The 25,444-nt window shown below is 70.3% G+C and carries 20 protein-coding genes and 2 tRNA genes; 6 read left to right on the top strand and 16 right to left on the bottom strand.

Annotated features, from left to right (window positions below):
- Positions 1-238 precede the first annotated feature (238 nt).
- The 3 genes from ACIBJB_RS45785 to pgsA are packed head-to-tail and all read right to left on the bottom strand — an operon-like array spanning position 239 to position 3,080.
- The gene (locus ACIBJB_RS45785; protein WP_398940100.1) at positions 239-1,408 is read right to left on the bottom strand and encodes a glycosyltransferase family 4 protein; all 1,170 of its coding nucleotides are present in this window, start codon (positions 1,406-1,408) and stop codon (positions 239-241) included.
- Positions 1,405-2,322 (bottom strand): phosphatidylinositol mannoside acyltransferase, encoded by a 918-nt coding sequence (locus tag ACIBJB_RS45780; RefSeq protein ID WP_398940099.1) that lies wholly within the window; start codon positions 2,320-2,322, stop codon positions 1,405-1,407. The genes ACIBJB_RS45785 and ACIBJB_RS45780 overlap by 4 nt, the downstream gene beginning before the upstream one ends.
- A complete protein-coding gene (gene pgsA, locus ACIBJB_RS45775) occupies positions 2,319-3,080 on the bottom strand; it encodes a phosphatidylinositol phosphate synthase (RefSeq protein WP_398940098.1) in 762 nt (253 codons plus the stop codon). Before pgsA ends, ACIBJB_RS45780 begins: the two co-directional genes overlap by 4 nt.
- Positions 3,081-3,353: 273 nt before the next feature.
- Between pgsA and ACIBJB_RS45770 the strand changes: the two genes are divergently transcribed.
- Positions 3,354-5,552 carry an elongation factor G-like protein EF-G2 gene (locus tag ACIBJB_RS45770; RefSeq protein WP_398940140.1) on the top strand — a complete coding sequence of 733 codons (2,199 nt, stop codon included), beginning with the start codon at positions 3,354-3,356 and terminating at the stop codon, positions 5,550-5,552.
- A gap of 290 nt (positions 5,553-5,842) precedes the next feature.
- Positions 5,843-7,504, top strand: a complete 1,662-nt coding sequence (locus tag ACIBJB_RS45765; RefSeq protein ID WP_398940097.1) for a hypothetical protein — start codon at positions 5,843-5,845, stop codon at positions 7,502-7,504.
- A 39-nt stretch (positions 7,505-7,543) separates the two neighbouring features.
- Here the strand turns inward: ACIBJB_RS45765 and ACIBJB_RS45760 are convergent, their stop codons facing one another.
- Positions 7,544-8,104, bottom strand: a complete 561-nt coding sequence (locus tag ACIBJB_RS45760; RefSeq protein WP_266567237.1) for an HIT domain-containing protein — start codon at positions 8,102-8,104, stop codon at positions 7,544-7,546.
- Positions 8,105-8,527: 423 nt separating this feature from the next.
- Here ACIBJB_RS45760 and ACIBJB_RS45755 point away from each other — a divergent pair, with 423 nt between their 5' ends.
- Complete coding sequence (locus tag ACIBJB_RS45755; protein ID WP_398940139.1) at positions 8,528-9,115, top strand: potassium channel family protein; 588 nt, start codon at positions 8,528-8,530, stop codon at positions 9,113-9,115.
- A 30-nt stretch (positions 9,116-9,145) separates the two neighbouring features.
- On the opposite strand, the gene thrS is transcribed toward ACIBJB_RS45755, so the two are convergent.
- The 3 genes from thrS to ACIBJB_RS45740 all read right to left on the bottom strand — a co-directional run bounded on the left by thrS (position 9,146) and on the right by ACIBJB_RS45740 (position 13,001).
- Complete coding sequence (gene thrS / locus ACIBJB_RS45750) at positions 9,146-11,122, bottom strand: threonine--tRNA ligase (protein WP_398940095.1); 1,977 nt, start codon at positions 11,120-11,122, stop codon at positions 9,146-9,148.
- A gap of 101 nt (positions 11,123-11,223) precedes the next feature.
- Positions 11,224-12,438 (bottom strand): hypothetical protein, encoded by a 1,215-nt coding sequence (locus tag ACIBJB_RS45745; RefSeq protein WP_398940094.1) that lies wholly within the window; start codon positions 12,436-12,438, stop codon positions 11,224-11,226.
- The gene (locus tag ACIBJB_RS45740; RefSeq protein WP_020138054.1) at positions 12,435-13,001 is read right to left on the bottom strand and encodes a DUF4365 domain-containing protein; all 567 of its coding nucleotides are present in this window, start codon (positions 12,999-13,001) and stop codon (positions 12,435-12,437) included. Before ACIBJB_RS45740 ends, ACIBJB_RS45745 begins: the two co-directional genes overlap by 4 nt.
- Before the next feature lie 190 nt (positions 13,002-13,191).
- On the opposite strand from ACIBJB_RS45740, the gene ACIBJB_RS45735 reads away from it, so the two are divergent.
- Positions 13,192-13,917 carry a 3'-5' exonuclease gene (locus ACIBJB_RS45735; RefSeq protein ID WP_398940093.1) on the top strand — a complete coding sequence of 242 codons (726 nt, stop codon included), beginning with the start codon at positions 13,192-13,194 and terminating at the stop codon, positions 13,915-13,917.
- A gap of 49 nt (positions 13,918-13,966) precedes the next feature.
- On the opposite strand, the gene ACIBJB_RS45730 is transcribed toward ACIBJB_RS45735, so the two are convergent.
- Positions 13,967-14,038, bottom strand: a tRNA-Val gene (locus ACIBJB_RS45730).
- A 39-nt stretch (positions 14,039-14,077) separates the two neighbouring features.
- Positions 14,078-14,524 (bottom strand): SRPBCC family protein, encoded by a 447-nt coding sequence (locus tag ACIBJB_RS45725; RefSeq protein ID WP_398940092.1) that lies wholly within the window; start codon positions 14,522-14,524, stop codon positions 14,078-14,080.
- A gap of 85 nt (positions 14,525-14,609) precedes the next feature.
- Between ACIBJB_RS45725 and ACIBJB_RS45720 the strand changes: the two genes are divergently transcribed.
- A complete protein-coding gene (locus tag ACIBJB_RS45720; protein ID WP_398940091.1) occupies positions 14,610-16,994 on the top strand; it encodes an SCO7613 C-terminal domain-containing membrane protein in 2,385 nt (794 codons plus the stop codon).
- Positions 16,995-17,067: 73 nt separating this feature from the next.
- Here ACIBJB_RS45720 and ACIBJB_RS45715 read toward each other — a convergent pair whose 3' ends face one another.
- The 7 genes from ACIBJB_RS45715 to ACIBJB_RS45685 all read right to left on the bottom strand — a co-directional run bounded on the left by ACIBJB_RS45715 (position 17,068) and on the right by ACIBJB_RS45685 (position 24,624).
- Entirely contained in the window at positions 17,068-19,803 is a 2,736-nt protein-coding gene (locus ACIBJB_RS45715) for a Tat pathway signal sequence domain protein (RefSeq protein WP_398940090.1), read from the bottom strand.
- Between the two features lie 91 nt (positions 19,804-19,894).
- Positions 19,895-20,491: a hypothetical protein gene (locus ACIBJB_RS45710; protein ID WP_398940089.1), complete on the bottom strand. Its 597-nt coding sequence runs from the start codon at positions 20,489-20,491 to the stop codon at positions 19,895-19,897.
- A gap of 10 nt (positions 20,492-20,501) precedes the next feature.
- The gene (locus tag ACIBJB_RS45705; protein WP_398940088.1) at positions 20,502-21,374 is read right to left on the bottom strand and encodes a carbohydrate ABC transporter permease; all 873 of its coding nucleotides are present in this window, start codon (positions 21,372-21,374) and stop codon (positions 20,502-20,504) included.
- Entirely contained in the window at positions 21,371-22,327 is a 957-nt protein-coding gene (locus ACIBJB_RS45700; RefSeq protein ID WP_306984172.1) for a carbohydrate ABC transporter permease, read from the bottom strand. The genes ACIBJB_RS45705 and ACIBJB_RS45700 overlap by 4 nt, the downstream gene beginning before the upstream one ends.
- Before the next feature lie 14 nt (positions 22,328-22,341).
- The gene (locus tag ACIBJB_RS45695; protein WP_398940087.1) at positions 22,342-23,631 is read right to left on the bottom strand and encodes an extracellular solute-binding protein; all 1,290 of its coding nucleotides are present in this window, start codon (positions 23,629-23,631) and stop codon (positions 22,342-22,344) included.
- Between the two features lie 383 nt (positions 23,632-24,014).
- Positions 24,015-24,086, bottom strand: a tRNA-Val gene (locus ACIBJB_RS45690).
- A gap of 76 nt (positions 24,087-24,162) precedes the next feature.
- Positions 24,163-24,624 (bottom strand): TIGR02611 family protein, encoded by a 462-nt coding sequence (locus ACIBJB_RS45685; RefSeq protein WP_398940086.1) that lies wholly within the window; start codon positions 24,622-24,624, stop codon positions 24,163-24,165.
- Between the two features lie 191 nt (positions 24,625-24,815).
- Here ACIBJB_RS45685 and ACIBJB_RS45680 point away from each other — a divergent pair, with 191 nt between their 5' ends.
- Positions 24,816-25,229 (top strand): SsgA family sporulation/cell division regulator, encoded by a 414-nt coding sequence (locus tag ACIBJB_RS45680; protein ID WP_004002642.1) that lies wholly within the window; start codon positions 24,816-24,818, stop codon positions 25,227-25,229.
- Positions 25,230-25,444 lie beyond the last annotated feature (215 nt).

Raw genomic sequence — 25,444 nt, 5'->3', positions numbered from 1 at the left:
CAACCCGCAGCCTCATGCCCCACCAGCCCACCGCAGGCCAACCCGCAGCCTCATGCCCCACCAGCCCACCGCAGGCCAACCCGCAGCCTCATGCCCGACCCGCCCACCGCAGGCGAACCGGCGACCCCCGCCCCGCCGGTCCCCCTCAGGCGAGTCGCCGGTCTCGGGTGGCCGCGCCGCGTCCGTCGTACCGTCGCCCATGCGTCCCCCGCCCACCGCAGCGGCGCCCGCGCGGCGGTCAGTCGCGGGCGAGTCCGAGGCGGGCGCGCAATCCCGGGCCCCGGTCGACATCCGCCGCGGCCACCGCCGCGGCGCCCGCCGTCACCGTCTCGTAGACCGACAGGATGTCCGCCCCGACGGTCGACCAGTCGAACCGCCGGACGTGCGCGCTGCCGCGCTCTCGGAGTTCGGTCAGCCTCGCCGGGTCCCCGAGGAGCCGTAGCGCCGCCGCGGCCAGCGCGTCCGCGTCCTCGTTGGCGAAGAGTTCGCCCGCCGCGCCGTGGTCGAGGACCTGGGCGAAGGCGTCGAGGTCTGAGGCGAGCACCGGGGCGCCCGCCGACATGGCCTCGACGAGGATGATCCCGAAGCTCTCGCCGCCGGTGTTGGGGGCGACGTACAGGTCGACGCTGCGCAGGAAGCGGGCCTTGTCCACGTCGCTGACCATGCCGAGGAACTCCACGCGCGCGCGTAGCTCCTCGGGGAGCGACTCCACCGCCTCCTCCTCGTCGCCGCGCCCGGCGACCAGCAGCCGGGTCCGCGGGCGCTCGGCGAGGATCTTCGGCAGGGCCTTCATCAGCACCGGCAGGCCCTTGCGTGGCTCGTCGATGCGCCCCATGAAGCCGATCGTGTCACCCTGCCACTCGGGCTTCGGCTCGGCCTTGGCGAAGAAGCCGACGTCCACGCCGTTCGGGATCACCACCGCGTCCCCGCCGAGGTGCTCGACGAGCGTGCGGCGGGCGTACTCGCTCACGGCGATCCGGGCGCTGATCTTCTCCAGGGCGGCCTGGAGGATCGAGTACGCGGCGACCATGACCCGGGAGCGCGGGTTCGAGGTGTGGAAGGTGGCGACGATCGGCCCCTGCGCGATCCAGCAGGTCAGCAGGCCGAGCGACGGCGAGGACGGCTCATGGATGTGGACCACGTCGAACTCGCCGTCGTGCAACCAGCGGCGCACCCGTGCCGCCGACAGGAAGCCGAAGCTGAGGCGGGCCACCGAGCCGTTGTACGGCACCGGCACCGCACGGCCGGCCGAGACGACGTACGGCGGCAGCGGAGTGTCGTCGTCGGCCGGGGCGAGGACGGACACCTCGTGGCCGAGGCGGATGAAGTACTCGGCGAGATCGCGGATGTGGAACTGGACGCCACCCGGCACATCCCAGGAGTACGGGCAGACGATGCCGATTCTCACGGGCGGGCCCCGTCCGACGGGCGGGTCTCGAGGTCCTTCAGCCACAAGCGCTGCAGCATGTGCCAGTCCTCCGGGTGCTCGGCGATCCCTGTGGCGAAGGCATCGGCCAGCGCCTGTGCCATGACAGACGTCTTTTCGGCCCGCGTACCTGTCTCGGGCACCTCGACCGGGGGATGCACCCTTCCCTGCATGACGGGCGAGTCGTCGTACCAGAGTGTCACCGGCAGCAACAGCGCGCCCGTCTGCTGGGCGAGCAGGGCCGGGCCCGCGGGGATGCGGGTCACCTCGCCGAAGAACCGCACCTCGACCCCGGACGACGACAGGTCGCGCTCGGCGACCAGGCAGACCAGGCCGCCGTCACGCAGCCGCCGGGCCAGCGTGCCGAAGGCGGTGCCGCCGCTGTGCGGGAGCACCTCCATCCCGAGGCCCTCGCGGTAGGCGACGAAACGGTCGTACAGCGTCTCGGGCTTGAGCCGCTCGGCGACCGTCGTGAACGGTGTCTTCAGGCTGGTGGTGACCCAGGCGCCGGCGAGGTCCCAGTTGGCCATGTGCGGGAGCGCGAGAATGACGCCCTTGCCGGCCGCGAGCCCCTCGGTCAGGTAATGGAGGTCCTTCGGGTCGAAGCCGCCCTTTATGCGTTCCTTGCTCCAGGCGGGCAGCCGGAAGGATTCCATCCAGTAGCGCAGATACGAGCGCATGCCCGCGCGCGAGAGCTCGGCGAGGCGCTCGGGGCTCGCGTCGGGTACCACGCGCGCGTAGTTGCTCTCCAGTCGGAGCACACCCTTGCCCCGCTGTTTCCAGGCCAGATCGGCGATGCTCCGGCCGAGGCGCACGGCGACCGGCTCGGGGAGTTTCTTGACCACGCCCCAGCCGAGGCCGTACAGCGAGTCCGTCAGCCGGTCCTGGGCGCTCACTTCGCGGCCTCGCTCCCCTGTTCCCGCGACTTCTGCTTCTCCTCCACGGCGGCCGGCGCGGAGGTCGCCGATTCGGCGGCGTCCGGCTCCGCCGCTCCCGCCTCGACAGCACCCGGCTCTGCGGCGCCGGCGTCGGCCTCCGCCGACTCCCGGCGGACCGTGACGACCCGCTGGATCAGCGTGATCAGGCTGCCGACGGCGACGATCCACAGAGCGATCGGCAGCAGGTACTGGATGCCGGGCACGCCGAACTTGTGCAGGCCCGAGAGGCCCGCCAGGGTCAGGGCGATCACCAGCCGCTCGGCGCGCTCGACGAGGCCGTTGACGGCGACCGGCAGCCCGATCGACTCGCCACGGGCCTTCGTGTACGACACCACCTGGCCGCTGGCCAGGCAGAAGATGGAGACCGCGCACAGCGCGATGTCGTCGCCGCCCCCGGCGTACCAGAGGGCGAAGCCGCCGAAGATCGCGCCGTCGGCGACGCGGTCGAGAGTGGAGTCGAGGAAGGCGCCCCAGCGGCTGGAGCGGCCGAGCTGGCGGGCCATGTTGCCGTCGACGAGGTCGGAGAACACGAAGAGCGTGATCACGACCGTGCCCCAGAAGAACTCGCCCATGGGGTAGAAGACCAGCGCGCCCGCGACCACTCCGGCGGTACCGAGGAGCGTGACCGTGTCGGGGCTGACGCCCCTTCTGATCAGAAATGTGGCGAACGGCGTGAGAACACGCGTGAAGAATGCACGCGCGTACTTGTTCAGCATGGCCTTCCCGACGGTCGGTGTGGCCGGCTCGGCCCCTGCTGGCCACCGGCTGGCCCATCGTAGCCACGCGCGCGCGTGGGCGACGGCCGGGCACCCGGAGCCCGTGTCACGGGCCCGCGACATCCGGGTCACGGCGCGATCGCGTCCGTCGTATGGACGCACCGTGACGGGAGTGGAAAGCTCGAAGGACCGCGGGCGTCACCGGAGCCGCACCGCACGCGGGTCCGCATGTCCGCGCCCACAGAGACCTCACCGTGCACGGGAGGCAAGGCCATGGGCGACAAGGCGAACACACACCCCGGAGCCGCCGGCAGGGCAACAGCGGCCGACCACCCCGCGTCCGTACGGAATGTGGTGCTGGTCGGCCACTCCGGTTCGGGCAAGACGACATTGGTGGAAGCTCTCGCGCTGACAGCGGGAGCGGTGAACCGGGCGGGCCGCGTGGAGGACGGCGGCACCGTCTCCGACTACGACGAGATCGAGCACCGGCAGCAACGCTCGGTGCAGCTCTCCCTGGTGCCCGTCGAATGGGACGGGTACAAGATCAATCTTCTGGACACCCCCGGATACGCCGACTTCGTCGGGGAACTCAGGGCCGGCCTGCGAGCGGCGGACGCGGCCCTTTTCGTCGTCTCGGCCTCGGACGGGGTGGACGGCTCCACACGCATGGTGTGGGAGGAGTGCGCGGCCGTCGGCATGCCCCGGGCGATCGTCGTCACGCACCTGGAGGCCGCCCGGGCGGACTTCGAGGAGATGACGCGGATCTGCGCGGAGGCCTTCGGCGGTGACGACCCGGACGCCGTACTCCCGCTCTATCTGCCACTGCACGGCCCGCAGGGGCCCGACGGGCACGCGCCCGTGACCGGGCTGACCGGTCTGCTGTCGCAGAAGCTGTTCGACTACTCGTCCGGGGAGCGCAAGGAGTCCGAGCCGGGCGAGGACCTGCTGCCGGGCATCGAGGAGGCCCGCAACCGGCTGATCGAGGGGATCATCTCGGAGAGCGAGGACGAGACCCTCATGGACCGCTATCTGGGCGGCGAGGAGATCGACTTCAAGACGCTCGTGCAGGACCTGGAGCGGGCCGTCGCGCGCGGGGTGTTCCATCCGGTCCTGGCCGCCGCCCCCGCGGCCGAGGGCGCCAAGCAGGGGCTCGGCACGGTCGAGCTGCTGGAGCTGATCACGGGCGGATTCCCGACACCGTTCGAGCACCCCACCCCGGGCGTCACGACGATCGACGGCAAGCCGCGCGAGATCAAGGCGTGCGACACCGAGGGGCCGCTGGTCGCGGAGGTCGTGAAGACCGCGTCCGATCCGTACGTCGGCCGGATCTCGCTGGTGCGGGTCTTCTCCGGCACCCTGCGCCCGGACGCGACGGTCCATGTCTCCGGTCACGGGCTCGGCGACCGCGGGCACGAGGACCACGACGTCGACGAACGCATCGGCGCGCTGTCCGCCCCCTTCGGCAAACAGCAGCGCTCCCTCACGCACTGCATCGCGGGCGACCTCGCGTGCGTGGCGAAGCTGAGCCGCGCGGAGACCGGCGACACCCTCTCGGCCAAGGACGACCCGCTGCTCATGGAGCCGTGGGAGATGCCCGACCCGCTGTTGCCGCTCGCCATCCAGGCGCACAGCAAGGCGGACGAGGACAAGCTCTCGCAGGGCCTCGCCCGACTGGTCGCCGAGGACCCGACCATGCGCCTCGAACAGAACCAGGACACCCACCAGGTCGTCCTGTGGTGCCTGGGCGAGGCGCACGCAGACGTGGCCCTGGAGCGACTGCGCAGCCGCTACGGCGTGCAGGTGGACGTCGTACCCCACCGGGTCTCCCTGCGCGAGACCTTCGCCGACAAGTCGACCGGGCGCGGGCGCCATGTCAAGCAGTCCGGCGGGCACGGGCAGTTCGCCATCTGCGAGATCGAGGTGGAGCCGCTGCCCGGCGGCTCGGGCATCGAGTTCGTGGACAAGGTCGTCGGTGGCGCGGTGCCACGGCAGTTCATCCCGTCCGTGGAGAAGGGCGTACGGGCGCAGGCGGCCAAGGGGGTCGCCACCGCTCATCAGCTCATCGACGTCCGGGTGACGCTGCTGGACGGCAAGGCGCACTCCGTGGACTCCTCGGACGCCGCGTTCCAGACGGCCGGGGCACTGGCCCTCAGGGAGGCCGCGGCCGACGCGAGGATCCATCTGCTGGAGCCGGTCGCCGAGGTGTCCGTGCTGGTCGGCGACGACTACGTGGGTGCCGTGATGAGCGACCTGTCCGGGCGGCGCGGCCGGGTGCTCGGCACCGAGCAGACCAACGGCGGGCGCACGCTGATCAAGGCCGAGGTGCCCGAGATCGAGATCGGGCGGTACGCGGTGGACCTCAGGTCCCTGTCGCACGGCACCGCGCGCTTCAGTCGGTCCTACGCGCGGCACGAGCCGATGCCGCCGCAGATCGCAGAGAGGATCCGTGAAGAGGCGCGCGAAGCCTCCTAGTTGGCACCGGGCCACCGACAAGTGGCCGTCCACGCCGCACGCGTGGTCGTCGCTGCCGCACACGCGGTCGTCGGCGCCGCACAAGTGGCCTCCGGGGCCGCGCACATGGCGCTCCGCGCCCCACAAGTGACGTTTGTGGAACGCTCCCCTCCGAATCGGCGGGCGGCTTCGGCCGTCCGCCGACGAATGTCAGCACCTGCAGATACGCTGATGACCTGATCAACAGGTGTGCGAAGCACGGAAGTCGGGAAGGCCGCAGTGGGTGACACCAGCGGCGATCGGGGGCGGGAATGACCGTTGACAGCGGTTACGCGGACTTCTTCGGTCCGCAGGTGCCGCGCACGGGCGACGAGGCGCAGACGGCGACGTTCGCCCTGGCCTCGGCGGCCTATCGGGACAATCCGGTGGAGGAGATCCTCAAGACCAACAACGAATGGCACCAGTCGGCCGTCAAGGGCGGCCGCAGCTGGGCGAAGATCTTCCGCCCCAACCTGGGCGAGGCCTTCTCCACAGCGGTGATCACCCGCATGCTCGGCAAGGGCCGCAAGCCCCTCATCCAGTCCTTCGGCGCCGAGCCGCAGGTCGTGGTCGAGCACTGCCTCGCGGCGAACAACATCCGCCGGGACCGGGACAACTGGCTGACCGCCGTGATGGTGCTGTGCGGTGTGCTCTTCCTGCCGGGGCTGCTCGTCTGGCTGCTGGTCTTCACGCTGCGCACCACCATCGCCAGGCGCGAGGACAAGCAGGCCGGAGCGCTCGGCACCGCGCTGCTCGTCGCGATGGGCGCCCTCGCCGTGCTCTTCCTGATCAAGATGCCGTTCGGCGGGTTCTGGGGCTGGTACGCACGCGCGTGCGTGGCCCTCCCCGTCGTCGGCTGGTTCTGGGCCAAGCAGATCTGCGAGCGCACGGCGCAGGATCTGCGGGGCCGCTGGGACAGTCTGCTGTCGGGCGGCAGCGTCGGCGCCAAGGTGCCGGAGGCGGTGCCGAGCAGCCCCGGCGAGACCGCGGCCGAGCAACTGCGCCACTCCCTGGCGATGCTCAGCGCCGAGCAGCAGTCCAACTCGGTCTTCTACGCCGGTCCCAAGGGGATACTCGGCATGGGCACCCGCTGGGGCAGCTGGCAGCTGGCCGAGAACCTGGTGTCCGCCGACCCCACCCGGGAGATCCACCCCTTCCGCAGCTGGGACGTCATCCGCGCCATCCACGACCAGCTGCGCATGCTGGAACGCAACACCATCAACACCGGCGGCTTCCCGAAGGCGTCCGTACGCCACTGGGTCGTCACCCCGATCGCGGAGGGCGCGAAGGAGGTGTCCCGGCCCCAGGGCACGGACGTGGACGCGTACCAGGTCAAGACCCACGCGATACAGGACATCTGCAACAAGCAGCAGTTCGGCGGCGGCGACCGGCACTACCTGGGCGTCCAGTGGACGCTCTGGGAGGGGCAGCTGGTCCTCACCATGCTGATCACGGTGACCGTGCTGCACGAGACGCTGCGCATCGAGGTCACCGGACACGCCCTGGGGCCCGTGCACGGGCTGTTCACCTCCAAGCCGGCGGCCAAGGAGAAGGAAGTCGCCAAGCAGCTCAAGTTCTGGGAGACCAAGAAGATCAAGCTCCCGCTGGTCGACGCGGACGAGGTGGTCCGCCTCACCGCCCGGGCGCCCCTGACCCGCTACCCCCCGCTGCTCAACTGGCTCGGCGGCTCGCTCACCCTTCCCGAGCCCTTCGGTCTGCGGCACGCCTGGGCGGACCGGCCGTGGCGGCACCGCTTCATGGCCGACGACGCGCTGCGCGCCGCGACTCCGGTACTGCGGGTCGTGCACTCCGCGGCGATCCGGGTCCTGGCGGACAACGGCGTGGACACGGAGCAGTTCGGCACGCGGGCGGGCTTCCTCAGCACCCAGGTCCAGGACGTGTCACCGAAAAAGGCGGACGTGTACGACGCGTAGGTGCGGGGAGGGGGCCGCGCGTTCGCCGGCCCCCTTGCATCACTCGCCGGGCCAGGCCTCCGCCAGCATCTTGCGGGTGTCGCCCAGCAGCTGGGGCAGCACCTTCGTGTGGCCGACGACCGGCATGAAGTTCGTGTCGCCACCCCAGCGCGGGACGATGTGCTGGTGGAGGTGGGCGGCGATGCCGGCTCCGGCGACCGTCCCCTGGTTCATGCCGATGTTGAAGCCGTGTGCCCCGGAGGCCGTCCGCAGGGCCGTCATCGCCTGCTTGGTCAGCGCGGCCAGCTCAGCGGTCTCCGGCTCGGTGAGGTCGGTGTAATCGGCCACATGACGGTAGGGCACGACCATCAGATGGCCGCCGGTGTAGGGGTAGAGGTTGAGCACCGCGTACACCAGTCGGCCGCGCCGGACGATCAGGCCGTCCTCATCGGATTTGGCCGGAATCGAGCAGAAGGGACAGCCGTCGTCGGCACCCGGGCCGGTCGGCTTGTTCTCGCCCTGGATGTAGGCCATCCGGTGGGGGGTCCACAGACGCTGGAACGCGTCCTGCGTCCCCACTCCCAACTGCTGCTCCGGCTCACTCGTCATGCAGTGCAGCATATGGCTTCGCCCGTTCGCGCCGTGTCGGCGGGTTGCGGGAAAAGCGGTCCGGGCGAAGCTGGACGGGTGGACGACGAAAGCCGCGGAGCCGACACCGGCGGGACCGACGGCACCGAGGCTCACGACACGGACGGCACCGACATCCGCGAGCCTCACGCGACCGACGCTCACAAGGCCCCCCGCGAGCCTCACGACGCCCACCAGGCCGATGCCGACGCCCACAGGGCCGGCACCGACCCCCACAGCGCCGACGGTGTCCACACCCACGCGCCGCACACCACCGAGCGCCGCACGGCTCACCGCACCGCCCACGCCTCCGACCCCCGCGGCCCCCACCCGCCCGACTCCCCTGTCCCCCACGACCCCGACAGCCGCCAAGCCCGCTGGGAAGCCCGCGCGGAGGTCCCCCTCGCCGTCGCCTCCCTGGCCTTTCTCGCGGCGTACGCGCTCCGGGTCCTGGCCCCTCTCCAGAAAACCGCGCTCGATCTCTGCCTGGCGGTGACGCTGGCCGCCTGGGCGCTGTTCGCCGTCGACTACGCGGTGCGCTGGCGCCTGAGCGGGCAGCGCCTGCGCTTCGTACGGAAGCACGTGCTGGACACCGTGGTCCTGTTTCTGCCTTTGCTGCGCCCGCTCAGGGTCGTGAAGCTGTACGAGACCGTGCAGCGCCGACACGGACGGCCCCGGCTCGCCCTGCACGCGCGCGTGATCGTGTACGCCGGCCTCTCGGCCCTTCTGCTGGGCTTCACCGGTGCCCTCGCCGTCTACCAGCAGGAGCACGACGCGCCCGGTGCGAGCATCCGCACCTTCGGGGACTCCATCTGGTGGACCTGCGCCACCCTCGCCACCGTCGGCTACGGCGACGTGGTCCCGGTCACCCCGCTCGGACGGCTGATCGCGGTCGGTGTGATGGTTATCGGGCTGGCCCTGCTCGGCGCGGTGACGGGGACCTTCGCCTCCTGGCTGCTCCAGGTGTTCGCACGGGAGGACGACGAGAAGCCCCCGGGAAGCTGAGCCTCCCGGGGGCCTCGCGCGCAACAGGGATCAGACCTGCGCCCGCTCCTCCACGACCTTGACGATCTTCGCGATGGCCTCGTCGAACGGGATGCCGTTCTCCTGCGAGCCGTCGCGGTAGCGGAAGGACACCGAGCCGCCCGACATGTCCTCGTCGCCCGCGATGACCATGAAGGGCACCTTCTGCTTCTGGGCGTTGCGGATCTTCTTCTGCATCCGGTCCGAGGAGGAGTCGACCTCGACCCGCAGCCCCTGCTTCTTGGCGGCCGCGGCGAACTTCTCCAGGTACTCGACGTGCGCGTCACCGATCGGGATCCCGACCGCCTGGACCGGGGCCAGCCACGCCGGGAAGGCGCCCGCGTAGTGCTCCAGGAGCACGGCGAAGAACCGCTCGATGGAGCCGAACAGTGCGCGGTGGATCATGACCGGACGCTGCTTGGAGCCGTCCGGCGAGGTGTACTCCAGCTCGAAGCGCTCCGGCAGGTTGAAGTCCAGCTGGATCGTCGACATCTGCCAGGTACGCCCGATGGCGTCCTTGGTCTGAACGGAGATCTTCGGGCCGTAGAAGGCGGCGCCGCCCGGGTCCGGGACCAGGGGCAGCCCCTGCTTCTCGGCGACCTGGCGCAGCGTCTCGGTGGCCTCGTCCCAGGCCTCGTCCGAGCCGACGAACTTCTCCGGGTCCTTGGTGGACAGCTCCAGGTAGAAGTCGGTCAGGCCGTAGTCGCGCAGCAGGCCGAGGACGAAGGTGAGCGTCTTGTCGAGCTCCTCCGACATCTGCTCACGGGTGCAGTAGATGTGCGCGTCGTCCTGCGTGAAGCCACGCGCGCGGGTGAGGCCGTGCACGACGCCCGACTTCTCGTACCGGTACACGGTCCCGAACTCGAAGAGGCGGAGCGGCAGTTCGCGGTAGGAGCGGCCGCGCGCGTCGAAGATCAGGTTGTGCATCGGGCAGTTCATGGGCTTGAGGTAGTAGTCCACGCCCTCGTCGAGCTGCATGGGCGGGTACATGCCGTCGGCGTACCAGTCCAGGTGCCCGGACTGCTCGAAGAGCTTCCCCTTCGTGGCGTGCGGGGTGTAGACGAACTCGTAGCCCTCCTCCTCGTGGCGGCGGCGCGAGTAGTCCTCCATCACGCGGCGGATGATGCCGCCCTTGGGGTGGAACACGGCGAGGCCGGATCCGATCTGCTCCGGGATGGAGAACAGGTCGAGCTCGGAGCCCAGCTTGCGGTGGTCGCGCTTCTCGGCCTCGGCGAGGAAGTCGAGGTGCGCCTTCAGCTCGTCCTTGGTGGGCCACGCGGTGCCGTAGATGCGCTGGAGCATCGGGTTCTTCTCGCTGCCGCGCCAGTAGGCGGCCGCGTTGCGCATCAGCTTGAACGCCGGGATGTTCCGGGTGCTGGGCAGGTGCGGACCGCGGCAGAGGTCCTTCCAGCACAGCTCGCCGGTCTTGGCGTCCAGGTTGTCGTAGATCGTCAGCTCACCGGCGCCGACCTCGACGTCGGCGCCGTCGTCGGAGGACGCGGAGCCCTTGAGGCCGATCAGCTCCAGCTTGTAGGGCTCGTCGGCCAGTTCCTCGCGAGCGGACTCGTCGGTCACCACCCGGCGGGAGAACTTCTGCCCCCGCTTCTGGATCTCCTGCATCTTCTTCTCGATGGCCTTGAGATCCTCGGGCGTGAACGGCTTCTCGACGTCGAAGTCGTAGTAGAAGCCGTCCTTGACCGGCGGGCCGATGCCCAGCTTGGCCTCGGGGAAGAGCTCCTGCACGGCCTGCGCCATGACGTGCGCGGTGGAGTGGCGCAGGATGTTGAGGCCGTCCTCGGAGGAGATCTCGACGCCCTCGACCTCCTCGCCCTCGGACAGGACGTATGCGAGGTCCTTGAGCTCGCCTCCCACGCGCGCGGCGACGATCGAGCGCTCGCCGGCGAAGAGCTCGGCGGCCGTAGTGCCCGTCGTCACCACGCGCTCTTCCCGCTCGGAATCGCGTTGGATGATCACACGGACGTCTGACACCGGTCTCTCCTGACTGAAGGTGGGTGCGGCGCCATACCGTGAGCGCGCGCAATAGGGGATCGTACCGACCCCGCCCCCACCTCCGCGAAATCGTCCCGGTCTCAGTCCCCTCCGCAGGCCTCCTCGAAGAAGTCGAGATTCTCCTGGAGGGACTTCATCAGCCGGTCCCGCTCGGCCTCGTCCACCTGCACGGGCACGACCCCGGTGGCCCCGGTGAGCCTGCGGAAGCCACCGCGGCTCTCCAGTCTGCCGTGCACCCGGACCGGCAGCCCGACGAGGTGGGCGTGCCCGGCGATCCGGTACGCCTCCTCGTCCAGGGTCAGCCGGAGGTGCGGGATCTCGGCGCCGGCGATCACCCGCAGCCGTACCGACCCGTCCCCGCGCGGCCCCGACCTGCGCATCCGCTCCACCGTGCCGGTGATCCGCACCGGGACGGAGGGCTCCTCGCGCAGGAAGCGGGCCCCGGCCTCGCGCAGCACGGGCAGGTCGCCGGGCGAGAACTCCACGGCCTCGGAGGACGCCGCGCATCCTTCGGGGACCCCGGCCGCGGGCGCCCACTCGACGGCGATCCGCGCGCCCTCCGTGCCACGTACGAGGGCGATCAGCGCTTCGGTGAGCTCACGGCTGACGCCCGCCTCGACGGCGCCGTCGAAGGCGTCCATGCCGCCGGTGGCCCGCTGGTAGTCGATGGCCTCGCGGGTGGCGTAGAGGGCCTGGTGGAGGCGGACGGCGAGGGGGCGGGTGGTGCCGACGGGCACGAAGGCGGTGAGTCGGCGGCCACCGGCGGCCGAGCCGACCAGGACGTTTTCCAGGGACGCGGCTGCCGTACGGCGATAACGGGCGCCGTAGTAGCCGGCACGCGCGCGTGTGGCGAGCGCGCCGGCCAGCAGGGTCTGGCGGGCGGCGGCGCGCAGTTGCTCCTCGACGGTCCAGGGCGTGGCGTCGGCGGGGCCGGTCGGGACGTCCCGCCACCAGCGGATCTCGTCGCTGGGCACGGCGAGGCCGACGAGCACCTCGCGCGCGGACGGCGTGCCGCTGCGGGAGAGGGCGACCAGGGCCTCGCCGAGGAGGTCCTCGCTGTCGGGGAAGGCGCGGCTCTCGGGCACGAGCAGGCTGGTCCCGCTCGCGCCCGGCCCTGGAGGCGTCCACCGGCCGTACCGCCCGGGGGCGCCGCCGCGCCGCTGCCAGCCGTGCCGGTGCAGCAGGGCGCTCAGGACGGCCGGGTCGACCTCTTCCGGGGTCGGCGAACGGTCCCAGTGGGCCTCCGGGTGGGGCCGTACCGCACGCAGTGGCTCCTCCAGCGGGCGGTGGGTCATGGTCTGCCTCCCGTCCCGACGCGCGTCATGATCTCGCACAGCGCCCGGTCGTCGAAGATGCGGTTGGTGGGGATCCGCACGGTGGTCCGGGTCCGGCCGGTGATCGGGTGGCCGGCCAGGTTGACCCAGTAGCAGCAGTGTCTGAGGTCCAGGCGGTCATGGCTGGCGCGCAGCCAGTCGTCCTGGGTTCGCGGCACGAGCATGACCACCAGGATCTTGTGGACCGACACCGGGGTGCGGGCGAGTTTGCGCAGGTGGTCGTTGTCGAGCGTGAAGGAGAAGAAGCGGCCTGGTGGGTTGGGCGCGACCTGGTAGGTGCACTTGAGCTGCACCTTGATGGTGACCTCGTCGTCGACGGTGTGTCCGGGCGAGCCGTGGCTGACGTGCCAGTCGATGCCGTTGTCCGGAAAGGGTTGCGACAACGAGCAGCCGGCCGCCGCCGCGACGGCGTGCAGATAGCCCACCTGCAATGTCTCCATGCAGGCGGTGGTGGCGAGCGTGCCGCGAAGAGGGCCCGTGCGTTCGGGCAGCAGCCCGCCCCGCTCGGGCTGCGCTATCGCCATGACCAACAGCCTTCCAAGCCAAGTGACATGCCCACACATGGGCCACATGAATCCCGCACCGAGCCGCTGAACTGCAAAGACCCGTACTCCTGTTGTGTCCTTCCGGCGTACGGCGCAAACAGCCCGGGTATCACCAAACAGGCAGAAGACGGGGCGTCAGCTGCCGTGGGTGAACGAGGGGTTGTGAGCTATGACGTGCTGGTACGAAGGGCCCCTGGCCGCTTTCGACACCGAGACCACGGGCGTGGACGTCGAGACCGACCGGATCGTGTCGGCCGCCGTCGTCGTCCAGGACGCGGCGGGCACCCGGCCACGGGTGAGCCGGTGGCTGGTCAATCCGGGTGTGCCGGTGCCCGCCGGGGCGACGGCGGTGCACGGGCTGACGGACGAACATCTCCAGCTCAACGGCCGCTGGCCGGCGCCGGTGATGCTCGAGATAGCCGAGACGCTGGCCGAGCAGGCGGCGGCGAACCGTCCGCTGGTGGTGATGAACGCTCCGTTCGATCTGACGCTGCTGGACCGGGAGTTGCGCCGCCACCGCGCCTCGTCGCTGGACCGCTGGCTGGACTCCTCACCGCTGCTGGTGCTGGATCCGCGGGTCCTGGACAAGCACCTGGACCGCTACCGCAAGGGCCGCCGCACCCTCACCGACCTGTGTGCGCACTACGGAGTCGAACTGGACGGCGCGCACGACGCGGCGGCCGACGCGCAGGCCTCACTGGATGTCGTACGGGCGCTGGGGCGCCGTTTCGCCGCCCGGCTGGAGCGGCTGGCACCGCCGGAGCTGCACAACCTGCAGGCCGTGTGGCACGCGGCCCAGGCGCGGGGCCTGCAGGCGTGGTTCGCGCGCAGCGGGTCGGAGGAGTCGGTGGACCCGGCGTGGCCGCTGCGTCCGGATCTGCCGGCGGCGGCGTGAGGGGGCATGAAGAAAGCCGGCCCGTCTGAGACGGACCGGCCTTTCCCGGTGGGCGATACTGGGTTCGAACCAGTGACCTCTTCGGTGTGAACGAAGCGCTCTCCCACTGAGCTAATCGCCCGGGAACGCACTGAACAATACAGGTCCCCGCGGGTTTCCTTCAAACCGCTTTCAGGTAGGAGACGAGCCCCCGCCGTCCGGCGCGCATCATCCAACGGTGGTTGGCCAGGAAGACCGGCCGTCCGGGCACGGCGAAGCGCCGGAGCAGCGGTTTGTTCACCTCGGTGACCTGGTCGTAGCGGGCGAGGGTGCCGTCCCCGTCCGCGGTGATCGTCCAGCGGGCCCAGCCGTCGAGATCGCCGTCCATCGCGATCTCCAGCACCCCGGCCTCCGGATCGCGCCGCACCTCGCGCGCGGTGAAGACCAGGTCGTACGGCAGCACGGCGCGGATCGTGATCACGCCGCTGGTGTCGTCGAGCCGTCGCACCTCGCGCACCTGGGGCCACCAGCGCGGATACTCCTCGGCGCGCTCCAGCACGTCGTAGACGACGGCGGGCTTCGCGGGCAGGGACCACTGGCTGCGGAAGCGGTATCGGGTCCAGTCCATGGTCAGAGTCTGGCATCGGATCCGAGGAGGTTTTGAGTACGCGTACTCATGTCGCGCCAGCGTGACCCAGCCCACACTTCAGGGCATGACGCACATCCCGCCCCCTGCCGAGGAGCTCCGCCTCCTCGACGCCGAGCTGTGGCAACTGGACGCTCGCCGGGCTCAGTTGCTGGCCCGTCGGGCCTGGCTGGTCGCGGCGCTCCAGCCGAAGTGGCAGGCGCCGCAGCCGACCGGGCCGAGGCCCGCCGCATCCCCGCGCCCCGAGGCGAGCGCACCGAGCGCGCAGAACGTGCTCCTGGTGCTCGGCGGTGTCCTGCTCACGATCGCGGCGATGGTGTTCACCCTGGTCAGCTGGGGTCACCTCGGCATCACCGGCCGGACCCTGGTGCTCGGCGCGGTCACGGTGGCCACTCTCGCGGCACCGCTCCCGCTGCTGAAGCGCGGGCTGCGCTCGACGGCCGAGTCCGTGGCGGGACTGGGGCTGGCCCTGACGGTCCTGGACGCGGTCGCGCTGCACGGGGCCGTCTTCCTCGAGACACCCGGGGCGCCGTACACGGCCATCGCCTCGGCCCTCCTCGCGGCGCTCTGGACGGCGTACGGCCTCCTGCCGGGCGTCACCGACCTGCGTCTGCCCCGTCCGGCCGCCCTGGTCGCGGCCCAACTCCCGCTGTTCTTCTGGGCGATCGCGGCCGACGCGGGCTCCTACGGCGTCACCGCCGCGCTCCTGGTGACGGCCGGTTTCGACACGGTTGTGGCGCTCCGGACGACGCCCGGGTCCGTACGCGTGGTCGCCGCGATCGGCGCGTACGGAGTGGGCGCCTGGGGCGCACTGGCGGCCGGCGTGCTGACCTGGACAGCCTCCGGCCCGAGCGCCGCCGCCCGTGCGGCGGCGCTCGTTCTCCTCGCGAGCGCGATCGCGCTGGCAGCGGCGTGGCAGGGCGACGGCACTGGCGGGTCCACACCTGCCGGCGGCCGGTCCGTCGGCCTCGCCGTCGCCTCCGGGCTCCTCGCGGTGGCCGCGTTCGGCGGCACGGCACGGTCCCTGTTGCCCGAGCTGTGGACCGTTCCGGCCCATCTGGCCTTCGGGATCGCCCTGTTGGCGGTCCTCAGGCTCGACCGACTGCCGGACACGGTACGGCGGGGTCTGGCCTGGGCCTCCGCAGCCGTACAGGCGCTGTCCCTGCTGTGGGCCCTGCCGGTCGTCGGTGTCGTCGTGCTGGGCCCGCTCGCCTGGGCCTCGCGGGCGTGGACCGGCGCCCCGTCGGACGCCCGCGGTGCGGTGACCGTCGACGTGACCTGGCCGCCGCACGCGGAGGCGGCACCGCTCGTCCTGGCAGCCGTCGCGGCCGTGCTCGCCCTGGCGGTACGGGACACGACCTGGCGGCCCAGGGCGACGGCAGGCGCGCTGGGCCTGGCCTGGGCCACCGCAATCACCCTCCCTGCCGTGCTCGAACTCCCTTACGTCGCGGGCCTGTTGATCCAAGGCGCCGCAACAGCCGGAATCCTCACGGCAGCCGTGTTCCCATGGCAGCGCCTCACCGCCCTGATCCTGGCCCTGGGCACTTCCGCGAGCCTCGCCTGCCTCGCCCTCGCCTCCCAGACCGCGACACTCACCGTGCTCAGTGGCCTGGTCGCGCTGTTCACGGCGGCCTCATGGCGCCTGGCCCCCTTCACCGCCCCCACCGCTCTCGCCTACGGTGCCGCGCTGGCCGTCGCGACCGGCGCCGCCGCGCACTGGTCACCGGCGCACACCGCCCTGCTGGTCCTGGTGGTCCCCGCGACCGCGGCTCTGCTCGCCGGGCGGCTCGGCGACCCGAGGGCCACCGTGCCGGTGGAGGCGGCCGGAGCGGCGGCCGGGCTGCTCGCCATCGCGCTGGCAGCGACCGACCTGCCCCTGCTCGCCACGGTCCTGGCCCTGTGCGGAGTGATCACCGCGGGCACGGCGATCCGTACGGACCGCCGCCCCGCCGGCTACGCGGCCGCGGCCCTGTTCCTCGCCGCCACCTGGGTCCGCCTGGCGGGCTGGGAGGTGGAAACCCCGGAGGCCTACACGCTCCCGGTCACGATCCCCGCGCTGCTGGTCGGTGCCCTGCGCCACCGCCGCGACCCGCAGACCTCGTCCTGGACGGCGTACGCCCCCGGCCTGGCCGCCACTCTTGTACCGAGCCTCTTCGCGGCCTGGGGCGACCCTCACTGGACGCGTCCCCTGCTGCTCGGTGTGGCGGCCCTGCTGGTCACGCTCGCAGGCGCCCGCCACCACCTCCAGGCACCGCTCCTGCTGGGCGGTTCGGTACTGCTCCTGGACGCCCTGCACGAACTGGCCCCGTACCTCGTCCAGGTGACCGACGCCCTCCCCCGCTGGGTACCCCCGGCCCTGGCCGGCCTCCTGCTCCTGGCCCTGGGAGCGACGTACGAACAACGCCTGAGGGATGCCCGACGAGTGCGGAGCATCCTGACCAAGATGCACTGAAGCGCCCCTTCAGGGGCGCGGAAAACTGCGCGACCAGCCACAACGGACGCGCAGTTCCCCACGACACAAGCCCCTACGGCATCTTGTCCCCAAGCAACGCCAGGTTCTCGATAGCGGCCAGCCCGTACAACGCGGTGTCATTCGTCGACACCCAGGCCGCCTCACTACCCGCCACCAGCGCAACCGGCCCGCTCAACGCCTCCGTCTTCCAGGGCGCCGACTCCTTGTACCCGTCGGAGTTGTAGAACTTCTCCCACGCGCGCGTGGCGAGCTTCGCGTCCCCGGTCTTCACGGCCGCGTAGGCGTCCAGCCGCGAGTGCCCCTGGAACAGCAGGAGTGACCCGAAGTTGGACCCGTAACGCGCCGCCTGCTCGGCCTTGGTCGCGTTGAAGTAGCGGCAGTAGTCGAAGTACGCCTCGTTGAACTTCGGCATGTCGACGAGGTCGATGAGCTCGGCGCACAGCTCGTTGAGGCCGAACACGGCGGACAGGTGCGAGACCCCGACGACCGGGGTGGAGGCAACCGCGAACTTGCCCGTGTCGAGGTCGTACAGCCCGCTGCCCTGCACAAAGCCGTTGGGCTGAGCGGCGATGCCCTCCATCGTCGACAGCACGCGGGCCTTGGCCTTCTCCCACTTCGGACCCTTGCGCTCCCACTCGGTCAGCCACGCCGAGACCAGCCCGCTCCAGTCGGTGCCGAAGCCGACCGACAGGGCGTGCCGGTCGGGTGTGTAGGGGTCGGTGCGGACCTTGCGCAGCGGGTCGAGCACGAGGAACGTCTCGTCGGAGTCGACGTTGGCGTGCATGAGGTCGCCGACGCGCTCGTCCGCGGTGAGGAAGTAGTAGTAGCGGCGGTACGTCGTGTTGGCGATGCGCTGCTGCTTGGCGCTGTCGGCGTAGTGCTGCACACCGTGCCGGGTGCCGAGTCCGGCCCACTGCCCCAGGTGGTACACGTCCACTTCACCGGTGTGCCGCGTCATGGCCTCGGCGAACCGGAAGATGTCCGCGCGACCCGACCTGATGTACGCGAACCACAGCCACAGGTCCGGCGACAGCTCGGAGTTGTCCCAGGCGTAGCCGCCGATGTCGTACCGCCACTGGTGCCTGACGGTGTCATAGGTGTGCATGATGTCGCCGTAGTCCCAGAAGCCGTACCAACGGCGCTGGTCCACCTGGTCCTTGTAGTAGGTGAAGAGGAAGTCGAGGTGGTCCTCGATCTTCGCCTTGGCCGGCGTGGACCGGTCGGGCTCGGAGTAGAGGCCCGGCCCGAAGACCTTCGCCTTGATGAGCTGCTTGGGCGGGGCGGCGAGTTGCGGCAACACCCGTACGGCCTCGACCTGTTGGGCGAGGGTCTCCGGGGACGGCGTCGACTCGTTGGCCCAGAACAGCAGTTCCGAGGTGCGGGCGATGCCGTAGGGCGTGCCGAACTCCGGCTCGTAGTCCTCGTAGGTGATGTTGAGGCCCTCGAGCTGCTCGGCGAAGGTGTCCTGTCCCATGCCGTCGTGGTAGAAGCGCAGGTCCATGGGCTGTGCCTCGGGTGACCAGAGCCAGAGGGTGACCTCGGCCTCGTCGGTCTGGGCGTCGCGGATGTCGAGCTGGGCGGGGTGCTTCTCCCAGAAGTCCCTGAGGCCGAAGGAGAATCCGCCGCTCGCGCCACCGACGTAACCGAATCCGGAGGCCCGCCTGCCGCCGCCGGCGCCGACCCAGCCGTGTCCCTTCTTCGTCCGCTTGCGCAGGGTGAAGCCGTCGGCGGAGAGCTGGGAGAGGGTGTAGTCGCCCCACTCGGGGATGTACTGGAGCCGGGTGGTGACCCGCTGGTCCCAGGCGGCCGGGTCGGGCAGCTTCTTGCCCGCGTACTGGGCCTCCTGCACGGCGATGCCGGGGTCGCGGCGCAGACCGGTGATGCCCTTGACGGCCTCGCGCAGCAGACCGGTGCCCTCGCCGCCGATGCGGATGTGCCGGTCGTAGGACTGGTCGCGCATCGGCACGGTGAAGCGGACGCCGAGGCCGCGGATGAAGTCGCCGCTCGCCTTGCCGGGTTCCTGGGTGCCGTCGTAGGTGATCGTGTGCACCATGCGGAAGGAGTCGGCGCCCGCGTAGAAGTAGAGCCGGATCGAGAACGGCAGCCAGCTCCGGCTGCCCTTGCGGTGCTTGCCGTCGATCTTCACGACCGCGCGGACCGGGCCCGACTGCTCGACGGTGACCCCGGAGATGGCACCCTCGAAGCGCTCGGTCTTGACCGTGCCCTGGTCCTCGTCCTCGATCTCGGGCTGGCGGATCAGCACGAGCCGCCCGTTCTTGGCGATCTCCGTCGACCCGCGGGTGACCGACTTGATGAGCGTGGCACCAGACTTGCCGATCTTGGCGGTGATGACGCCGGTGGAGACCGTAATCGTGCCGCCGCTCTGGTCTACGGTGACCTTCTTGTCGGGTACGGCGGCGTCACCGGCGCTCAGCGACAGCTTGCCGTTGCCCGAACTGACGGCGTGGGCGGTCCACTTGAGCGAGCCGTCGGGCCAGTAGGCGATCGGCCAGGACTGCACCGGCACGGCCTTGCCGTCGGCGTCCTGGACCGCGAACTTCTGGCCCTCCTGGTAGACGCCCTTGGGCCAGGGGACACCGACGGTGGAGCCGGGCGCGGCACCGAGGCCGCCGTCCTCCAGCCAGTCCAGGGTCACGGGAGAGTCGTCGGCCTCGGCGGCTCTCGGCGCGGCCTGCGCGTCCTTGGCTCCCAGCGCCCAGCTGAACTGCGCGGCGGCACCGGCGACGGCGGCGGCTTTGAGGATGGACCTGCGGGGGATGGGGGACATTGCCATTCCTTCCATGTGCGGCTGGTCAGGGGCATGACAGAGAGAGGTGCGGCACCCAGGGGGCACCGACCTGGATCGGGGGCACCGCGCGTCAGCGGCGCCGGTAGCGTTCCTCCACGGCTACGGCCGCCGCCGCGACGGCCCCGAGGACCGGGACCGCCAGCGGCGCGACGAACCCCGCGGACAGGGCCACGACGGCCAGGCCGGCGACGATCAGGAAGGACCCGGCGGGGTCGCGCAGGGTCCGGCGTACGGCGTCCGCGAGCAGCGCCCGCCAGGAGGCGCCCGGAGCCCAGACCGCCGCGGCGCGCAGCCCGGCCACCGCGAGGCCGATCAGCGCGAACAGTCCGACCGCCCCGACGAGGGGGCCACCGGGGAGACCGGCCCGTGCGGCCTGGACGTCCACCCAGACCGCGGCCGCCGCGACCCACCCGGCGACCCCGACGAGCCACCCGCGGCGCACGGCCGTACGGAAGTCCGCGACGAACTCCCGCCAGCCGCCGCCCTCGTGGCTCGTACGACGCCGCAGGTGCCGTGCCCCGGCGGCGAAGGCCGCCGGGTAGGTGACGAGTCCGAGACAGGCCACGGCGATCCACACGCCGGTGAGCAGAGACTCGGCGAAGAGAGCGAAGCGCTCGCCGCCGAACACGGAGGCCCTGCGACGCGCCTTCACACGCGCTTGCGCCATGCTGACCGCCTCACTTCAGTCCTGACGTCGCCATGCCGTCGATGAGGTACCGCTGGAAGGCCATGAAGAAGGCGATGACCGGCACCAGCGCCACCAGCGACATCGCGATCATGCTGCCGTAGTTGGAGATGCCCTCCTGGTCGCGGAACATCATCAGGCCGAGCGAGACGGTGTACTTGGAGGGGGTGTTGAGGTAGATCAACGGCCCCATGAAGTCGTTCCACGCGTTGATGAAGGTGAAGATGGCGCTGGTGATGAGGGCCGGGCGGCACAACGGCAGCACGATCGACCAGTAGGTCCTCAGATGCCCGCAGCCGTCGAGCTTGGCGGCCTCGTCCAACTCGCGCGGCAGTCCGCGCATGAACTGCACCATCAGGAAGACGAAGAACGCCTCCGTCGCCAGGAACTTGCCGGCCACGAGCGGCACCAGCGTGTCGACGAGTTCCAGCTTGCGGAACATCACGTACTGCGGGATCAGCAGCACGTGATACGGCAGCAGCAGTGTGCCGATCATCAGGGTGAACAGCAGATTCCGCCCGGCGAACCGGATCTTGGCGAAGGCGTACGCGGTCAGCGAGCTGGAGATCACGACACCGGCCACGGCGAGTCCCGCGTACATCAGCGAGTTCGTGAAGAAGCTGCCGATGGAGATGCCGGAGATGCCGTCGGAGAGGCCGGAGAAGTTCGCCCAGACCGGCTTGGACGGCAGCAGGTCGATGCTGGCGATGATGTCCTTGCTCGGCTTGAACGAGGCGCCGAGCACCCAGATCACGGGATACAGGACGACCGCGAGGACGGCGAGCGCGCCCACGTGCCAGGCGATCGATCCGGTGCGCCGCCGCTCGCTCGCGGTGCGCACCACAGGGGTGCTGACAGTGGTCACTTGGCGGCCTCCTCGTAGTGCACCCACTTCTTCTGCGACCAGAACAGGACCGCCGTCACCAGCGCCACCGCGACCACCAGCGACCAGGCCATCGCGGCGGCAAAGCCCATCTGGGCCTCCTTGAAGCCCTTCTGGTAGAGGTAACAGGTGTAGACGAGGGTGGCGTCGGCGGGCCCGCACCGGGTGTCGGAGACGACATAGGCGGAGCCGAACACCTGGAACGCGTGGATGGACTCCAGCAGCACGTTGAAGAACAGCACCGGGGAGATCATCGGCAGCGTGATGTTCCAGAACCTGCGGAAGGGGCCGGCCCCGTCCACCTCGGCGGCCTCGTACAGCTCCCGGGGGACCTGCTTGAGACCGGCCAGGAAGATGACCATCGGCGCACCGAACTGCCAGATGCTCAGGGCCACCAGGGAGTAGAGGACGTAGTCCGGATTGCCGATCCAGCCGCCCACGTCGACGCCGAAGATCTTCTGGGTACGGTCCACGATCGCGTCGTCGGAGAACAGCGCCCGCCACACGAAGCCGACGGAGACGCTGGCGCCGATGAGGGAGGGCATGTAGAACGCGGCCCGGTACAGGCCCTGCCCGCGCCGGCTCTGCGCGAGCAGCAGCGCGACGCCGAGCGCGAGCAGCAGCTTGAGCGGAGTGGCCACGACGACGTACTTGAGTGTGACCTCCACCGACTTCTGCCAGCGCGGGTCGTGGAACATCGTCGTGAAGTTGTCGAAGCCCACCCACTCGGGCGGGGTGAACAGGTTGTACCGGGTGAACGCGTAGTACAGCGACGCGATCATCGGCCCCGCCGTGAGCAGCAGGAATCCCGCGATCCACGGCGACATGAAGAGGTAGCCGGCGAGGTTCTCGCGGCGCCGCCCGCGCCGCCCGGCGGCGGGAGCGGCGGGCCGCTTCCCGGCCGGGCGCACGGGCGCTTCCTTGACGAGCGTCATGGTGGTACGTCCCCTCAGCCCGCGAACGCGGCCTTGGCCTCACTGAACAGCGACTTGGCGGCATCGGCCGGCTTGGACTTGCCCTGGGCCACCTCACCGCCCAGACGCAGGAACGCCGCCTCGATGACGTCGGCGCCGGACGGGTGCGGGGTGATCTTCCCGAGCACACCGGCCTTGGCGACCTCGTCCTCGTACGCCGCGACACCCTTGTTCTGGGCGTCGGTGGGCTTGAACGCGTCGTACTGCTCGGTCGTGGCGAGGATGCCGCGGTCGTAGCCCATGATCTTGCCGACCTCGGGGTCGTGGACCATGAAGCTGATGAACTGTGCGACTTCCTTGGGGTGCTTGGTCCCGGAGAAACCGCTGAGCATCAGCGAGCCGAGGTACTGGCCGGTCTGCTTGCCATCAGTGGTCGGGATCGGCGCGAGCCCGTAGTCCGAGGTGCCCTCGCCCTCGTAGCGGATGGAGAAGTTGTCCCAGGTGAACTCGGACGCGGCGAGGCCCGCCGAGAGCCCGGACTTGGGCTTGACCTGCTCGATCTTCTTCGGGTCGGCGACCAGACCGGACTTCACGCGCTTGTAGCCGTCCGTCCACCACTGCGTCAGGTCGTCCTCGGTGAAGCCGAGATCGGAGTCGGTGAAGAAGGCCTTTCCGTTCTGGCGCAGGTACAGGTCGTAGAGGTACATGATGGCGAAATAGCCGGTGTCGCCGGCGACCTTCAGCTTGTCCTGGATCGTCTGGAGCGCGGCGAAGTACTCGTCCCAGGTCCAGCCGAACTTCGCCTCGACGCCCGCCTTCTTGAAGGCGTTGAGGTCGATGACGAGCGACATGGTGTTGGCGCCGACCGGAACGGCGATCTGCTTGCCGTCGACCTGACCGTTCGCCAGAACGCCGTTGCGGAAGTTGTCCAGGCTCAGATTCCCGGCGTCCGCCTGCGACTTGAGATCCAGCAGAACACCGCGCTTGTCGTACTTGCGCAGGAAACCGACCGCGTTCTGGAAAACGTCCGGCGGATTTCCACCGGAGGCCTGGGTCTGGAACTTCTCCCAGAACGCTTCATAGTCGGTGAATTCAGGCTTGATCTTGATCTTCGGATACTTCTTCTCGAAGAGCGCGATGGTCTTCTTGATGGCGATGGTGCGCGGCTCGCCACCCCACCACGCGTAACGGAGTGTCACCGTCCCGTCTCCGGAACTGCCGCTGTCACCTCCGCACCCGGTCGTCGCGGCCAGCCCCAGCGTCGCCGCTGTAGCCCCGGCCGCCTTCAGGATCGTTCGCCTCTCAACATTCCTGCTGGTTCCCACAGTCGAGCCCCTCCCCGCAGCGTCGCCGCCTGCATGAATCGTTTCAAGTAAGCGCTTGCTGGCACAAGCTACGGAGGGCCCGGGGGTGCGTCAATGATTCGGACAGGAATTTCTTCTGAATGTGGTGAGAGGTCGGCGCGCCTCCAACGGCCGTTCGTCTTCCGGGAACTGACGACGGCCCAGGTGAGAGACGCGGGTCCGACCCGTCGAACGGGGCGCAGGCCGGTGTACAGGACCGGCGGGCGGCCGAAAAAGAACGGGCTGCGGAGAGGCGTCGCTGCGGAGGGTCACTCGGGCGGAGCCGACAGCCCCGGGCCTTCACATCGGCCCCCGCACACGCCGACGGCCCGTCTGCGCTCTCGCAGACGGGCCGTCGGTCCGGGTGGGCGATACTGGGTTCGAACCAGTGACCTCTTCGGTGTGAACGAAGCGCTCTCCCACTGAGCTAATCGCCCGGACGCAGGAAGAAGATTACCCCATGTCAGGGGGTGCCCGTGACCAGCGGTGACAGCCTGGGCACCCCCGCGCGGCTCACTGGTTCTTGATGTTCCAGGGCATCTCGAAGCCGAACTTCCAGAGGTAGACCCCGAGGATTGCGGCCACGATCACCAGGCCGATCGACGTCAGGATGATGTTGCGCCGCCGCACCTTGGGATCGAGGGCGCGCTGGGCCGCCTCGGTCACCTTGCGCTTGGTCCAGCGGAGCACGAGCTGGGCCCAGACGAACTCGGTCGCCCAGATCGCCATGCCGCCGAAGATCACGACCCACCCGGGTCCGGGCAGCGGCAGCATGATGATGCCGGCCACCACGACCGCCAGGCCGATGACAAAGATGAGGACCTGCCAGCTCAGATGCAACAGGCGGCGGGCCTTCACGAACTCAGGCGCCCGCGAGCCGAGCCCCTGCCCGTCCTTCGTCCCGTCCGTCTTCTCGCCGGTCTCGTCGTCCGCCGACACGGCAACCTCGCCCGGCTCGTCACTCCCCGTATTCATACAGCCAAACCCTACCCGAGAGAAACCAGTCACCGGAATGGTCGTACCTCTCGAAGAGGTGCTCGGCCGGAAGAGTTACGTAAACGCACGCAAAACACTCAGAGGGGTTTACAACGGCACCGTAGGTGGCATGTCGATTTCGCCGACGTGCGAATCCCCGAGCGCACACTGAGCGAAAGGCCCTGGCGCTTATGAACACCACGGTCAGCTGCGAGCTGCACCTGCGCCTCGTTGTGTCGAGCGAGTCCTCCCTGCCTGTCCCCGCAGGCCTGCGGTACGACACGGCCGACCCCTACGCCGTGCACGCCACCTTCCACACCGGAGCCGAGGAAACCGTCGAGTGGGTGTTCGCCCGCGACCTCCTCGCGGAGGGCCTCCACCGGCCCACCGGAACCGGCGACGTCCGAGTCTGGCCGTCGCGCAGTCACGGTCAGGGCGTCGTCTGCATCGCCCTGAGCTCCCCTGAGGGCGAGGCACTGCTCGAGGCCCCGGCGCGGGCCCTGGAGTCGTTCCTGAAGCGGACGGACGCCGCCGTGCCCCCGGGCACGGAACACCGGCACTTCGATCTGGATCAGGAGCTCTCGCACATCCTGGCGGAAAGCTAGGGGCGAGGTCCCACAGAGCCGCCCGGCGCCGTCCACTCGGGGAGACGGCTCGGGCAGGTACAACCGCATAGGGAACGACAGGTGCCGTGGGGGGGGGGGGCGGCCCCCCCCCCCCCCCCGGGCGGCCCCCCCCCCCCCGGGGCCCGCCCCCCCCCCCCAAACGCCCCCCACCGGCGGCAGTACCCCCCCCCCCCCCCCCCCGCGCGGAACCGTGG

This window comes from Streptomyces sp. NPDC050759 (genome assembly GCF_044456945.1).
Taxonomy (GTDB): domain Bacteria; phylum Actinomycetota; class Actinomycetes; order Streptomycetales; family Streptomycetaceae; genus Streptomyces.
This window is presented reverse-complemented; position numbering and strand designations above follow the sequence as displayed.

What these genes read in the sequence shown, in the direction of transcription:
- pgsA (WP_398940098.1), bottom strand. Translation starts at nt 3,080, where the DNA reads ATGCTGAACAAGTACGCGCGTGCATTCTTCACGCGTGTTCTCACGCCG.
- ACIBJB_RS45770 (WP_398940140.1), top strand. Translation starts at nt 3,354, where the DNA reads ATGGGCGACAAGGCGAACACACACCCCGGAGCCGCCGGCAGGGCAACA.
- ACIBJB_RS45765 (WP_398940097.1), top strand. Translation starts at nt 5,843, where the DNA reads ATGACCGTTGACAGCGGTTACGCGGACTTCTTCGGTCCGCAGGTGCCG.
- ACIBJB_RS45760 (WP_266567237.1), bottom strand. Translation starts at nt 8,104, where the DNA reads ATGCTGCACTGCATGACGAGTGAGCCGGAGCAGCAGTTGGGAGTGGGG.
- ACIBJB_RS45745 (WP_398940094.1), bottom strand. Translation starts at nt 12,438, where the DNA reads ATGACCCACCGCCCGCTGGAGGAGCCACTGCGTGCGGTACGGCCCCAC.
- ACIBJB_RS45740 (WP_020138054.1), bottom strand. Translation starts at nt 13,001, where the DNA reads ATGGCGATAGCGCAGCCCGAGCGGGGCGGGCTGCTGCCCGAACGCACG.
- ACIBJB_RS45735 (WP_398940093.1), top strand. Translation starts at nt 13,192, where the DNA reads ATGACGTGCTGGTACGAAGGGCCCCTGGCCGCTTTCGACACCGAGACC.
- ACIBJB_RS45725 (WP_398940092.1), bottom strand. Translation starts at nt 14,524, where the DNA reads ATGGACTGGACCCGATACCGCTTCCGCAGCCAGTGGTCCCTGCCCGCG.
- ACIBJB_RS45720 (WP_398940091.1), top strand. Translation starts at nt 14,610, where the DNA reads ATGACGCACATCCCGCCCCCTGCCGAGGAGCTCCGCCTCCTCGACGCC.
- ACIBJB_RS45715 (WP_398940090.1), bottom strand. Translation starts at nt 19,803, where the DNA reads ATGTCCCCCATCCCCCGCAGGTCCATCCTCAAAGCCGCCGCCGTCGCC.
- ACIBJB_RS45710 (WP_398940089.1), bottom strand. Translation starts at nt 20,491, where the DNA reads ATGGCGCAAGCGCGTGTGAAGGCGCGTCGCAGGGCCTCCGTGTTCGGC.
- ACIBJB_RS45700 (WP_306984172.1), bottom strand. Translation starts at nt 22,327, where the DNA reads ATGACGCTCGTCAAGGAAGCGCCCGTGCGCCCGGCCGGGAAGCGGCCC.
- ACIBJB_RS45685 (WP_398940086.1), bottom strand. Translation starts at nt 24,624, where the DNA reads ATGAATACGGGGAGTGACGAGCCGGGCGAGGTTGCCGTGTCGGCGGAC.
- ACIBJB_RS45680 (WP_004002642.1), top strand. Translation starts at nt 24,816, where the DNA reads ATGAACACCACGGTCAGCTGCGAGCTGCACCTGCGCCTCGTTGTGTCG.